General features: G+C 65.4%; 15 protein-coding genes. 5 read left to right on the top strand and 10 right to left on the bottom strand.

The features are described 5' to 3' along the window. Positions 1–38: 38 nt before the first annotated feature. Both HUG10_RS15650 and HUG10_RS15655 read right to left on the bottom strand, forming a co-directional pair. Positions 39–959 carry a hypothetical protein gene (locus HUG10_RS15650; protein WP_179170461.1) on the bottom strand — a complete coding sequence of 307 codons (921 nt, stop codon included), beginning with the start codon at positions 957–959 and terminating at the stop codon, positions 39–41. A 339-nt stretch (positions 960–1,298) separates the two neighbouring features. Further along, positions 1,299–2,111, bottom strand: a complete 813-nt coding sequence (locus HUG10_RS15655; protein ID WP_179170462.1) for a helix-turn-helix transcriptional regulator — start codon at positions 2,109–2,111, stop codon at positions 1,299–1,301. Between the two features lie 161 nt (positions 2,112–2,272). Here HUG10_RS15655 and HUG10_RS15660 point away from each other — a divergent pair, with 161 nt between their 5' ends. The 3 genes from HUG10_RS15660 (at position 2,273) to HUG10_RS15670 (ending at position 4,601) form a co-directional block, all read left to right on the top strand. Continuing rightward, positions 2,273–2,884 (top strand): DUF1326 domain-containing protein, encoded by a 612-nt coding sequence (locus HUG10_RS15660; RefSeq protein WP_179170463.1) that lies wholly within the window; start codon positions 2,273–2,275, stop codon positions 2,882–2,884. Further along, positions 2,881–3,705 (top strand): DUF2182 domain-containing protein, encoded by an 825-nt coding sequence (locus tag HUG10_RS15665; RefSeq protein WP_179170464.1) that lies wholly within the window; start codon positions 2,881–2,883, stop codon positions 3,703–3,705. The genes HUG10_RS15660 and HUG10_RS15665 overlap by 4 nt, the downstream gene beginning before the upstream one ends. Positions 3,706–3,827: 122 nt before the next feature. Beyond that, a complete protein-coding gene (locus HUG10_RS15670) occupies positions 3,828–4,601 on the top strand; it encodes a hypothetical protein (protein WP_179170465.1) in 774 nt (257 codons plus the stop codon). Between the two features lie 279 nt (positions 4,602–4,880). On the opposite strand, the gene gdhB is transcribed toward HUG10_RS15670, so the two are convergent. The 3 genes from gdhB to HUG10_RS15685 form a co-directional block, all read right to left on the bottom strand. Beyond that, on the bottom strand, positions 4,881–6,185 hold the full coding sequence (gene gdhB, locus HUG10_RS15675; protein ID WP_179170466.1) for a glutamate dehydrogenase GdhB: 1,305 nt from the start codon (positions 6,183–6,185) through the stop codon (positions 4,881–4,883). 18 nt (positions 6,186–6,203) lie between these two features. Further along, the gene (locus HUG10_RS15680) at positions 6,204–6,347 is read right to left on the bottom strand and encodes a rubrerythrin-like domain-containing protein (RefSeq protein ID WP_179170467.1); all 144 of its coding nucleotides are present in this window, start codon (positions 6,345–6,347) and stop codon (positions 6,204–6,206) included. Between the two features lie 199 nt (positions 6,348–6,546). Further along, positions 6,547–6,744: a XapX domain-containing protein gene (locus HUG10_RS15685; protein ID WP_179170468.1), complete on the bottom strand. Its 198-nt coding sequence runs from the start codon at positions 6,742–6,744 to the stop codon at positions 6,547–6,549. A 278-nt stretch (positions 6,745–7,022) separates the two neighbouring features. Between HUG10_RS15685 and sugE the strand changes: the two genes are divergently transcribed. Next, positions 7,023–7,346, top strand: a complete 324-nt coding sequence (gene sugE / locus HUG10_RS15690; RefSeq protein WP_179170469.1) for a quaternary ammonium compound efflux SMR transporter SugE — start codon at positions 7,023–7,025, stop codon at positions 7,344–7,346. A 365-nt stretch (positions 7,347–7,711) separates the two neighbouring features. Here sugE and HUG10_RS15695 read toward each other — a convergent pair whose 3' ends face one another. Next, positions 7,712–8,098 carry a DoxX family protein gene (locus tag HUG10_RS15695; protein WP_179170470.1) on the bottom strand — a complete coding sequence of 129 codons (387 nt, stop codon included), beginning with the start codon at positions 8,096–8,098 and terminating at the stop codon, positions 7,712–7,714. A gap of 492 nt (positions 8,099–8,590) precedes the next feature. On the opposite strand from HUG10_RS15695, the gene HUG10_RS15700 reads away from it, so the two are divergent. After that, entirely contained in the window at positions 8,591–8,863 is a 273-nt protein-coding gene (locus HUG10_RS15700; protein ID WP_179170471.1) for a hypothetical protein, read from the top strand. Positions 8,864–8,970: 107 nt separating this feature from the next. Here the strand turns inward: HUG10_RS15700 and HUG10_RS15705 are convergent, their stop codons facing one another. The 4 genes from HUG10_RS15705 to HUG10_RS15720 form a co-directional block, all read right to left on the bottom strand. Further along, entirely contained in the window at positions 8,971–10,137 is a 1,167-nt protein-coding gene (locus HUG10_RS15705; RefSeq protein ID WP_179170472.1) for a hypothetical protein, read from the bottom strand. A 607-nt stretch (positions 10,138–10,744) separates the two neighbouring features. Beyond that, a complete protein-coding gene (locus tag HUG10_RS15710; protein ID WP_179170473.1) occupies positions 10,745–11,002 on the bottom strand; it encodes a hypothetical protein in 258 nt (85 codons plus the stop codon). A gap of 60 nt (positions 11,003–11,062) precedes the next feature. Continuing rightward, entirely contained in the window at positions 11,063–11,602 is a 540-nt protein-coding gene (locus tag HUG10_RS15715) for a hypothetical protein (protein ID WP_179170474.1), read from the bottom strand. Continuing rightward, a complete protein-coding gene (locus HUG10_RS15720; RefSeq protein ID WP_179170475.1) occupies positions 11,599–12,342 on the bottom strand; it encodes a DsbA family protein in 744 nt (247 codons plus the stop codon). The genes HUG10_RS15715 and HUG10_RS15720 overlap by 4 nt, the downstream gene beginning before the upstream one ends. Between the last annotated feature and the right edge of the window lie 60 nt (positions 12,343–12,402).

The following is a 12,402-nucleotide window of genomic DNA, read 5'->3' on the forward strand; positions in this document are numbered from 1 at the left end:
CCGCTCCCGTTCCACCCGGACGCGGTAACTCGTCCATGTCAGGCCGTGTAGGCGTCGACCCAGACGAACTCCTCGAGCGTGATGGCGTAGGCGTCCGCGCTCCCGACGTAGCGGGTCGTGTAGCTCGTTGGGTAGTAGCCGGCCTCGGGGAACGCGCTGGGAAGTGGGACGGCGGTCGTGACCTCGCCGGCGGCGCTGGCGGCGACATCGCGCATGAACGCCTCGGTGATCATCGGCTCGGTGAACGTGAGCTGGCCGGTACCCCCACCTAGGTAGGTCGGGAGGTCGAGTAGGCTGCCGCCGGGACCCAGCGGCAGCTGGAGGGTCCCGTCCGGTTCCGTGGGGTCGATGGCGAAGTCGTACGCCCCGTAGATGTAGGTGTGGGTGAACGGCACGGTCGGGTCCCACTCGGGAGACGTCTCGTCGTAGAGGTGTTCGCCCATCGCCTTCACGATGAACCGCGGCTCCTCGTAGACGTAGTTCTCGGGCCAGAAGGCCTCGGGGAGGTCGTAGGTCGCGACGCCCATGAACGGGAGCGGTCCCGGCGTGACGATGGCATCGACCGCGGCTTCGTCCACGAAGTAGTAGTGGAAGTCGAAGTGCGGGGTCGTCCACACGTCGGCGGGTGGGTGGCCGGCGGGGTTCCAGTCGATGCCGGCGAACGTGTACGCGAGCCCGTCGACGTCGGGGAAGTCGAGCTTGAGGTGTCGCCCCTCGGACTGGCTCGTGAGCCGTTCGAAGGCGTCGCTGGACATCCAGATTCCCAGGTGAGTTGGTTCGTCGGCCCGGTTGGTCGTGGCGAACGTCCAGACGTCGTCGTCGCCGGCAATGGACGCCGCTTCACCGCGTTCGTAGTTCGAGTTCGGGGTGTCGAACGGATTCCGGCCGCGTGCGGCGGTGCCGCCGACTGTTCCGACGAGGGCGCTCCCGGCCAGCGCCGCCCCGAGTCCGTACAGCACGGGACGGCGACCGACGGTGGACACACGGCGTGGAGAATCCTGTTTCGACATGGTACACGGCTCTCAACGCCGCCAGCGAGCATATCCTCGTAGTGATACGTGATAGCATGCCCTGAGAGGTGGAACCGTCCACGTCAAGCGGACCGCGAGATCACACGCCCCGGGCGACAGCGGGGGACGCGCTAGTCTCGGCGGCCGGCTCGGCTGTGCCCTGAAACTCGACGCCGTGAGCTGGGCACGTTTGGGGGCGCGCGTCGATATTACGAACAGGGTACGCGGATGTGCTGGCAGTGACGGTCGACGGAGGCGAAAGAGCCGCCCCCGACGACGCCCGGATGGTCACTCCGTGGTCCGTTCGAGGGTGAGCGGTCGGGCCTCGCGTCGGTACGACTCGTACGTCGATTCCGCCCACTCCCACGCCGCCGAGGCGTCGGTGTCGAGCAGTGCCTGCACCGTGCCGCTGTCGGGGTTGTGGCAACTGATCGCGATTCGGTCGTCGAAGAGACTGAGCCCGTAGGAGGGTACGTCGTCGTGCAACCGGACCAGGAGGTTACCGCTCTCCAGCGGTTCGGAACAGTGCTCCTCGTACCGTGAGAGGATGTACCTGGCGACGTTCGGCGGATCGATGACCTCGGTGTCCATGCCGTCGACGATCCGGCGTGAGAGCTCGTCCTTACACGGTTCGAGCAGGGCGACATCGTACCCCACGAACCGGAACCGGTCCGTCTCCCGGAGCAGCGACACGAACCGGTTCACCGGACCGTACGGGTTGTCGGCCCCGGCGTTCGTCACGACCGCATCGGACACCATCTCGACGGTAAACCCGCTCGTCTCGGTCGGGAGCCACCGCCAGACGTCCCGTAGCCGCTGCTCCGTCTCGATTCGGTCGATCAGCTCCCGTATTCCAGCCGCGACGAACCCGCCCAGTTCCGTGGTCGTGAACCGGTGTCCGTCGCGGCGGATCCATCGTCGTTCCTCGAACTGGCGCAGGGTCCGCCCGATCGTGGACGCCGACGACCCTGTATTCTCCAGGAGGTCGGACCGGCTCCGGGGCCGGTCGGCCAGGGCGGTGAGTACGGTGACGCGGTGTTCCGACCGGGCGAGGTACTCGATGTCGTCGAGCGGCGACTGGTCCATGGTCTTTGATAGCATGGCCCATAGAGGCGGGCCAGCGACATAATCGTTCGCGCTTCTCGACCAGCGCTTGGAGACGACTTCACGTTCCGGTCGGGACCCGGATACGTCCGGTAACTGCACGTGGTGACCCGAGGTCACGGGGTGACTATATCGTCTTGGTCGGCCGCTAGGGAGCTATGGCGGATTCCTGGTCCATCACCGGCGACTACGTCGAAGCGTGCAACTGTGACGTCTCCTGTCAGTGCGTCCTCCTGGAGCCCCCGGACGACGACGCCTGTGCCGTCTCGTTCGCGTGGCGGATCGAGGACGGTCGGTACGGCGACGTCGATCTGAGCGGGCTCCACGCGGCGATGCTCGTCCGGAGCGAGGAGGGGGTCCTGTTCGATCCGGCCGTCGCGTGGCACATGGTGGTCCTCGTCGACGAGACGGCCGACGATGATCAGCGGGCCGCCCTCGAGGACGTTCTCCTGGGCCGGGCGGGCGGTATCTTCGCGGCCGCCGCCGATACGCACGTCGAGCGCGCCGAGGTGGCGACCGCCCCCTTCTCGTTCACCCGGAACGATGCGGATTTCTCGGTCGAGGTCGGCGACGTCGTCTCCATGGAGGTGGTCGGGAAGTACGGGTTCAACGATGAACTCGGGACGATCGCACCCCATCCGTTCACCAAGGATCGGGAGATGTCCACTGGAAAATCCACCACCGCCACGGTCTCCTACGACGACGAGTTCACGTGGGACGTCTCGGGGAACAACGCGTTCTTCTGTGAGTTCGAACTGGCGAACGGATGACGCCGAGGGGGGAGCGCTCCCGCCACCGGCTCGCGTCCACACGTAGCTCGGTCGGCGACTACCTCGCCCGCCGCCTGCCAGTCGTCGCGCTCGTCTCCTACGTGACCGGGTTGCTCGCCTGGGTGGCGGTCATCGACCGCTGGCTCCCGATGCCAGGGGTGGTGACGGACATGCGGATGTCCGATCCCGGGGTGCCGGAGGCGATGGCGCTCTCGAACGGGGTCGCCGGCGTCTCCCTGTACCTGCTCATGTGGGGCGTGATGATGGTCGCGATGATGTTTCCGTCGTCGGTCCCGCTCTTCCGGCTGTACTCCAGGACGCTCGAGGGGACGACGACCGCGGGTAAAGCGACGCGGGTCGGGTCGGTCATGGGAACGTACGCGCTCGTGTGGACGCTGACGGGGTTCGTTCCCCTCCTCGTCAACAGCGTGGTACCGATCACCGCTCTTTCCACCGAACACGGGGGGCCACTGCTGGGCGGGACGCTGCTGCTCCTCTCGGGGTACCAGCTTTCACCGTACAAGGACCGATGTCTGCGCCAGTGTCGATCGCCGCTCGGCTTCCTCATGGGTCACCACCGGCCGGGCGTTCGCGGGGCGATCCGGATGAGCTGGCAGTTCAGCGTCTTCTGCGTCGGGTGCTGTTGGGCGCTGTTCGCGCTGATGGTGGTCGTCGGCTCGATGAACATCGTCTGGATGGCACTCATCGCGGTCGTGCTCTCGCTCGAACGGACGGTTTCGTGGGGAACGCACCTGGCCAAGGGGGTCGGGGTAGTCGCTGGTATGGTCGGGAGCGTCCTCCTCCTGATCTCCCTGTTGTAGCCCCATTCGGCCCGTCCGAGGGACACCGGAGTGACGGACGGCGCGTTTAGACGGATGGTAAGTCGTCCGTTTCGCGAGGAGAATCATGGGGGTATAACAGACCGCGGCGACACTTCCTTTCCATGGGGGAGGAGACGAATCACAGCAGGCGGAGAGCACTCCAAACGATCGGCAGCGTCGCCGTCGCCGGTCTCGCTGGCTGTAACGCGACGGGGTCCTCGGACCCCACACAGCAGCCGACCGACACCTCGACGGCCACGTCGACCCCGACGGAGACGTCGACCGAGACCGCCACGAACGAACACACGGGCTCCGAGCAAACCCACGAGCACACGGACGCTGAGCCAGCCGAGGGCGTCGAGTTCGCCCGGAACCCGGAGGAAGTCCACCCGACACTGGTCGAGGAGACGTCGGTCTCCTCCGACGAGGTCCTGATCGGCTATCGTCTCGAGGACTCGTCGCTCCCGTTCGAGACCGAGGTGTATCACGCGCCGGACGGCGCCGAGATGCAGGCCACGAAGACCTACGACACCCAGGATCTCAGTCAGGTGGACCTGCTCCCGGACCAACCACAGGCGCTCGACACCGTCGCCACCGACCAGGAGGACATCCACTACGGGACGACGACCGTCGGCGAGCCACTGGCGGTCACCCTCGTGGCGCGCCACGACGGCGAGGCCTTCGACTGGAGCGCCTGGGATCGCACCGGCCATCCCTACGGCGGCCACGACGAGGAGGATCCAGCACTGGAGGTCGATTGTTACTGCGGCGGCATGGTCTACACCGCCCCGAGCGGTGGTACCTGGGCACGGGTGATCCAGGTGACGCCCACCGAGCGCGTCGACCCCGGCTCGACCATCGTGGTCAACTGGACCTCCAGCCGGGTCAGAACCTGACAACCCGGCTCGGGCCATCCCACTGACCAGGTCCTCGTAACCACCTCTAGATCCGCGACCGACACCCCCGACACGTCGATGTCGAAGTGCTCGGGGACCACGGACCGGAGCGTCCCGAGGTGGATTCCGGCCGCGGTGGTGAGACGTCCGGATCGCGGGCCAGCAGGGGAGAGTGATCTCGCCCGGTTCGCGGTCCGCGGCGCGGGTGAACGCCGTCGCCGTGCCGGTGATTCCGTACCGGGTGGATGTAGGTGGTCCCGATGATGGGTTTTCCGTCGATTACGGCCAGATCCCCCGCGCATCGTGTGCGCGACCGACCCGGTCGAGCGCGACCATGTACGCCGCGTCACGCCACGTGACGTCCCGCTCGTCGACCGCGGTTCGGACCGCCTCCCACGCGGCGGTCATCTCGGCCTCGAGTTCCCTGTGTACCCGTTCGAGCGACCACGACCGGCGATTGATGTCCTGGAGCCACTCAAAGTAGCTGACGGTCACGCCGCCCGCGTTCGCCAGGATGTCGGGGACGACCGGGATCCCTCGTTCCTCGAAGATGGTATCGGCGGTACTCGTCGTCGGCCCGTTCGCGCCCTCGACGATCATCGCCGCTCGGACGTCGTCGGCGTTCGCCTCGGTGAGGACGTTGCCGATCGCCGCGGGGATCAACACGTCGACGTCGAGTTCCAGTAGTTCCTCATTGGTGATGACGTTCTCGGCGTGTGTGTTCGCGTACTCCGTGACCGCTTCGGGTTCCTCGTCGTGGGAAGGGATCTCGTGAACCGGGATCCCACCGGGGTCGTACGCGGCACCGTTGACGTCACTGATCGCCACGACTGTTGCCCCCCAGTCGTCGAGCAACCGAGCAGCATTGGCACCGACGCTGCCGAATCCCTGCACAGCGATGGTTGTCTGTTCGAGCGGGTAGTCGTAATACTCGCACGCCTCGCGAGTGATGAGCGCGACGCTCCGACCGGGGGCTTCCTCCCGACCCTCGCTCCCGCCGATAACGGGTGGTTTCCCGGTGACCACGCCCGGCATCGTCTCTCCCTCCTGCATGCTGTAGGCGTCCATCAGCCACGCCATCACCCGCGCGTCAGTTCCCATGTCCGGGGCAGGGATGTCCTTGTTCGGCCCGATGGCACCGCGGATCTCCTCCGTGAAGCGACGCGTGAGTCGCTCGAGTTCCACCTCGCTCAGGTCCTTTGGGTCGACGACGACGCCGCCTTTCGCTCCGCCGAACGGGAGGTCCATCACGGCGCACTTCCAGGTCATCCACATCGAGAGGCCGATGCACTCCTCCCGGGTGACGGCGGGGTGATAGCGGAGGCCGCCCTTGTACGGCCCGCGGACACTGTCATGTTGAACTCGGTAGCCAGTGTACACGTCCAGCGTCCCGTCGTCCCGGACGAGCGGGATGTTGACCTCGTGGACGTGTGCGGGATGTTTCAGGCGTTCGACGATGTTCGGATGGACGTCGAGGTGTTCGGCGGCGTGGTTGAGCTGGCGGATCGCCGTCCGCTGGGCTGGTTCTTCGGACTGGTCTCCGCTCTGAGATGCGACTTCCGATGCAGTCGAGTTGGAGGTCATAAAAAACCAGAGCGGGAGTTACTCGAGGGACATCGCGCGGTTCTGCATCTCCTCACCGCATTCCGGGCACGGGCCAGGGTGCGACGTGGCCGTGACGATCGTCCCGCAGTTCAGGCACTCGTACGCGGACTCCGTCGCGGAATCGTTTGGAACGTCGTGCATCGATTGATGGTGGGGGCCCGATATTAATAATGCCCAGGTTATTAGGATGTATTATGGGCCTAGTACGAGCCCGAAATCGCACCTCGAGTTCTCCCCGTTATCTGGACCTCCCTGACGATCACGGAGCCAGCGGATCGATCCCCGCATCGTAAACGCCACTCGAAAGTCACTCCAACTGACGCGGTACGTCGGCGGAGTGCTAGAAGAGGCCGCTGATCGCCGCGAGGACGTCGAATTGAAACCCCAGCCACTCGACTCCTTTGTATCCGAGGAAGATGCCGCCGATCCCCAGTAGACCCGGAAGGCTCGGTGGTGCCGGAATCGGGACCTGAATCGCACTAAACAAAGCTCCAGTGAAAACCCCCGCCAGCAGGGCCAGAACGAGCTGTAACGTCATGTTCCCACCGATAGTTTTCCCCGCTCATAAACGTATACACGATGAAACCGCGCTCCAGTACAGCCCCTCTCGAACGAGAATCGCACCACTGCATCGGCCACGTATTCGTACTCATCGGAATCAGGCGAAGTCGGATGACGTTGGTAGACCCGGCAGAGATGTACCAGTCGCTGGGGAACAGGTGTTGTTGAGGGCGCTATCGGTTTAAGGGACGAACCTGCGACAGTCCGGCGGGGAACAGGGATATAGTAGCGCGGGGAACGGAGGTTGGGATGGCGATGGCCTGGTACATCTTGATACTCGCTGGACTGTTCGAAATCGGGTGGGCGATCGGGCTCGGCTACTCTGACGGCCTCTCGAAACCACTCCCGACGCTCGGCACCGTCGCCGCGCTCGTCGTCAGTATGGTGCTGCTCGCGCAAGCCGTGAAAGACCTCCCCGTGGGAACGGCGTATGCGGTCTGGACCGGGATTGGAGCCGTCGGGACGGCCTCGCTCGGGATCCTCCTCTTCGACGAGCCGGCCACGTCCCCCCGAATCGCCTGCATCGGGGTGATCGTCGTTGGGATCGTCGGGCTTCACGTCACCTCGGGAGGGCACTGACGCTCGACTTGCGGTACTCTTCATCCAGAGACCGACAAGCGTGCGGGGCGACGTAGCGGCGTATCTTGACCGAGAGCCGTGAACTGTACGAGCGTCTTCGGCCACGTTCGTACGCTACGAACGGATGAACTTCTCGTCGGTCAGTTATTCGGAAACGTACGAGCTAAACGCGATGCGCCACCAGCGAGCACGAGTGTCCACCCGACGATCACTGGTTCGCTGTCGAACGGGACACACGCCCCCACACTCTGTACATCGACCGAGACCAGCGGGCCTCCAGCCACGACGTGAATCCCCGTCGGTCACCGACTCAAAGATGGGTGTGGAAAGCGCGCCTACCCCTCGCGACCGAGCACGTCCGTCGATCAGGTGGTTTCGTCGGGTTCGTCCTCGGAGAAGGCGCGGACGAGCAGCATCAGGGCCGCCCCGAGCAGGGCCGTGTTCTTGAGGAACTGGACCTGCTCGGTCTGTCGGGTCTCGTCGTCGTGGTTCCAGAAGTCGTGCATCGTCGGCGTGATTCCGACGAACCATGCGACCATCGCCGCGGCAGCGAGTCGCGGCGCACGCCACAGGAGGACGCCGACGCTGCCGAGGAGGAACATCCCGCTCGCGAGCGGGACGAGAACGTCCGGGAGGGGCACGTCCTTGGCCCGGGCGTACTCGATACGGCCCTCGAGCTCCTGGAAGTTCTCGACCGCGGTGTAGGCGAGCACACCGGCGTACAGCGCGCGTCCGAGTCGGGACGGGGGCATCAGCGGCCCTCCTGGGGACGGTGAACCGACGGGTGGTCGGCGAATCGCTTCGCGACTGAACGACTCGAGCGATCTGGACGGGGTCGCATCACGGGGTACGTTCGTAGCGCCATCGCCAAGAATGATTCGAGGCTGCCGATCGAACCGCTGGGTGCAGCAGGCAACAGCAGCGTGTCCGCCGGCCCGCGATCGACGTGGGCGCAAAGGCCCCCGTCCTCCGTCGCCGGCAGGGTGCACCGCAAGGTCTGACTCCGCCGGTCTCGGAGTCAACCCCGGTCTCGCCGCCGTATCGTTCGCCGATCCGTCGGCGAAGCGCGGGACCGATTCCCCACCGCCGAGCACTAACCGGCCCGCGATCGCGATCCGCATTCCCCGGTTCAGAGCGAGTGGCAACGGATTCTCGACTGGCAACACTGGAAGACCGGAGCCCCCCGTTCCCAGACTTCGTAATTTGAGGGATGGATTTAGTTCGAGGTCGTTTGAAGGGCGATCGTGTCCAGCGAATCAGCGTCCGAACCCGAGTTGTGGGCGGAGGGGCCCGACGGGAAGTTCCAGCGGCTCGGGGAGGACGCCTACATGCTTATCGGTGCCGTGAGCGCGCTCGTTGCCCTGTTGTTGTACCCACCCGCCTTCGGGTTCGTCTCCATCATCTGTGGCGTGCAGCTCCTCCGCAGACACAGCGAGCCTCTGCGGATCGCGATGCTGGGGTGGACCGGCGTGGGGTTGGCCCTCGGAATGAGCCTGAGCGCGGGACTCTGGGGGTAGCGTCGGACACGCCCGTGACGTGGTGGATGCATCCCGGGTTTCGTGTCGATGCGAGCGGATCAACGGCGACGGAGGCCGTCGGGCCTGAGGCCGTCGGGACTACACGTTCACGAGCGCCCGCCGAGCGGGCCGAGCGCATCGTTCGGGTCGTCGTCGGAGACGTTGTCGCGGACCTCGATGCCCGCCGCCTCGAACGACGGCGCGTCGCCTTCGGGGACCTCGAGGAGCACCGCGTCACCGTCCCGTCCCGGGCCCGTGGTATCGAACCGATCGGACGGGTGGTGGAACCGGTTGTCGACGATGCGGGCACCCTCCGTCGGCACGCCCCGGAGTTTGATCGCCTCCTGGGGCCGCCCCGAGATACGGTCCGTCGTGAACAGCATCTCGTTGTGGTGCACGGAGACGCGCCGCCCGCCCTGTTTCGAGGTCCCGTCGTCCGAGTTTCGGCAGTGCATGTCGATGGCGTGGAGGACGCCGTGGGGGCCGAACAGGTTGTGGCAGGCGATGAACGAGCAGTCCTCGTGGCCGCTCCCGGCGATGCTGTGTCGGTTGTTGTCGAAGTAACAGCGCTGGATGAGCGGCTCCGCGTGCCGCATCGACACGCCGTAGCCGAGCGCGTCCTGCGGGTTGTCGACGAGGTCGCAGTGGTGGACGTGTGCCCTCTCGACGAAGCCCGCCCGCCCGATGTTGATGGGCGTGTGGCCCCACCCGCGACCGACGACGTTGTCGATCTCGACGCGGTCGGCGTTCACCTCGATCCCCGACATCGGCCGGTTCTCCTCGTAGCTGACCCACTCGTTGTGCGTAGACTGCGGACCGACCAGTCGAAGACCCGTGAGCCGGAATCCCGGCTCGGTGACGTTGAACACGCGGCGGATCTCCTCGTCCCTCATGTACATCGAGTCGCGGACGACGAGCTCCGCACCCTCCGAACCCGTCCCGCGGTCGGAGGCGAGCGTGACGTTCGGGGCCGCGACGCCCTGGTCGTGGACGCCCGTGAGGTCGATCGTCGCCCGCCCCGGGACGAAGATGACGTCCCCCTTCTCGGCGGTCTCGAGCGCCTCGACCAGCTGCTCACGGTTCTCCGGGGTGACGTCCGCGTCGGACTCGGTTGGTTTCGTGCCCGCTGTGGGCCAGCCTCCACCCCGCGTCCCCTCGTCCGTGGTGACGGTCGACGGGTCGTAGGATGAGCCAGCACCGACGTCGTCCAGGTCGTCGAGTCGTATCGGAGGGTCGTACTCGTACCGCGCTCGGGTGGAGTTGGCGTCCGGCATGGATTGGAGAGTGCTGTTGCTTTGGTCGGTCATTAGGACGGGAAGGAGTTGCGGACCACATTCTTCACGGCGGATTGGACTTCGATCGTCCGTTGTCAGTACCGGTGAGGACTGACGCGAGACGAGCCGGTTGTTCGACCTGAGGGGAGAGAGCGGACTTGCAGACGGTCACCTCGGTGCGACGCCTGCGCAGTCGGGAGAGGAACCTCCTCAATCCAGAAGTTCGTACTCATTCGCGCAAGCGACGCGGGAGTGATCAGATCCTATGCGTCTGCCAGCTCGACTCCTGTTTCGATGAGGGGGTCGATTTGCTGATCGGGATCAGGGTCGGCTATGCTGTAGAGGAGTCGAGATGCACGACCCCTCACTGGGCGTGAGGTCGAGCGAGGACGGCGGGAAGGCCACTCCCGACTTACATCCTCACACCTCATTGGAACTCGGGGTAGTTCGGGTGGTCGGGAATTCGACGGGCGTCGTCCGCTGACAGCGTGTCCAACCGACTCCGTCGGCCATTGCCCGGAGTCGGACTCCGTGGGTCGTGAACTTCTCGAATCCGGTCGAATAGGGCATACCGGGATTCTATCGGGTGTGACAGATCACGAATGGTCTAGACGGGGTTTTCAGCCCCGATCGGCTGTACCTTAATCTGCTCCTCGTCCCTGATGGTGATCTCCGTATCGTTGTACTCGAAGGACAGACGGCCGTCGAACGACACCGAGCGAAGCACGGAGACCATCACACTCCCGGGTTCCACCTGGCTCAGTATCAGGACTACTCGCGGCCACTCACCGGTCGGTGACGGCTGGTACGTGTCTACATCCTGCCACCCGCTGGGTGTAGTATCGACTTCGGACTTCTCCGCCACTGTCGCCCAGGGCCCGTACGAGTGTCGTCGACGGCACACGCCCGCTGTGAGGAGTCCGGCTTAGACGTCGATGCGACAGTACCGTGGATCACCCGATCGTGCGAGGAAGTAGAGCAGGAGGACGATGCCGCCGACTCTGAGGAGGTTGCCGTGGAAAGGCATCGCGGCGAGTGCGCCCGCCAACCCAAGCAGTCCGAGGACGCCCGCTCCACAGCTCGCACACCCCGAGGCAACCAGTCCAGGGATGACGCCGCCGAGATTGGTTACGTCCCCGAGACCCTGGACACGAACCTGGGCGAGTGTGTTTGTCACGGCGACGCCCGTCAGAAACGCGTACGCCACGACGAGGCCCAGTCCGATCGCGCCGGTGGTGGCGTAGGTGTTCTCCGTCAGGAGGAGGACTGCATCGTCGAGCCACTCGGGCCCAGCCGAGAGCATCTGGACGCTCATGCTCGGGAACGAACTCAGGATGAGTCCGACGTACGTAACGGCTGCGACGGCAGACGCCAGTCCCGTCCGGCGTGTCGTGGTGAACGGATAGCTGAGCGCCGCTCCGATTCGTGCGACCGTTCCGTCGAGCACGCGCCGAGTGTCGCTCATGCGTTCTGGACCGACTCGATCGTCGACCGGAACCGCTCGTACGGTTGTGCCCCGGTGATCGTCTCCGCCTCCCCCGACTCGGGGTTGTACACGATGAACCCAGGGGTCACGCTAATACCGTTGTGGCGAGCCATCATCTTCTCCTCGGTCACCTGTCTCCGCATCGATTTCCAGCTCCCGTTCAGGCACTGTTCGACCACGGTGGTGTCGACGTCATCGACGTCAGCGGTGATCTCGAGGAGGTTTTCCCGGTTCGCCCACCCCGAGTTCGGTTCGCCCTGTGCGTCGAAGACGGCGGCGTGCCACCGGAGGAACGCGTTTGGATTAGAGTCGCGGACCTGCCGCCACACGCACCGCGAGGCGACCGCCGCGGTCAGGGAGTCGTCACCGATGTTCGGAAACTCCAGGAGCGGCATACGAACCGTGTCGGCTTCGATCTCGTTGGCGAGAAGTTGCGGCAGTACGTCCTCCTCGACACGCCCGCAGAACGGACACTGATAGTCGCTCCAGTAGTAGAGATCGAGGGGTGCGTCCGGCGAGCCGACGATAGGTGTACCGGCGAGCTCGATGTCGAACGAAGTGGTCGAATCCGACGCGTGAACGGCGACATTAGCGATGGGGGGCCCACTCGACCCGTCGTCCGATTCGGCGTTGTCGGCCCCGCCGATCGTCTGCGAGACGCCAACCCCCGCCAGGGCAGTCCCCGCCCCGAAGAGGAGGACGTTCCGTCTGGTCCTCATCGTCTCGCACCCCCCGAGTCGAGGCCCGGCCGGCCAAAGAAAGAACGAACGTCGGAGGTC

Origin of the sequence: Halorarum halophilum, from assembly GCF_013401515.1 — an archaeon.
GTDB lineage: Archaea > Halobacteriota > Halobacteria > Halobacteriales > Haloferacaceae > Halorarum > Halorarum halophilum.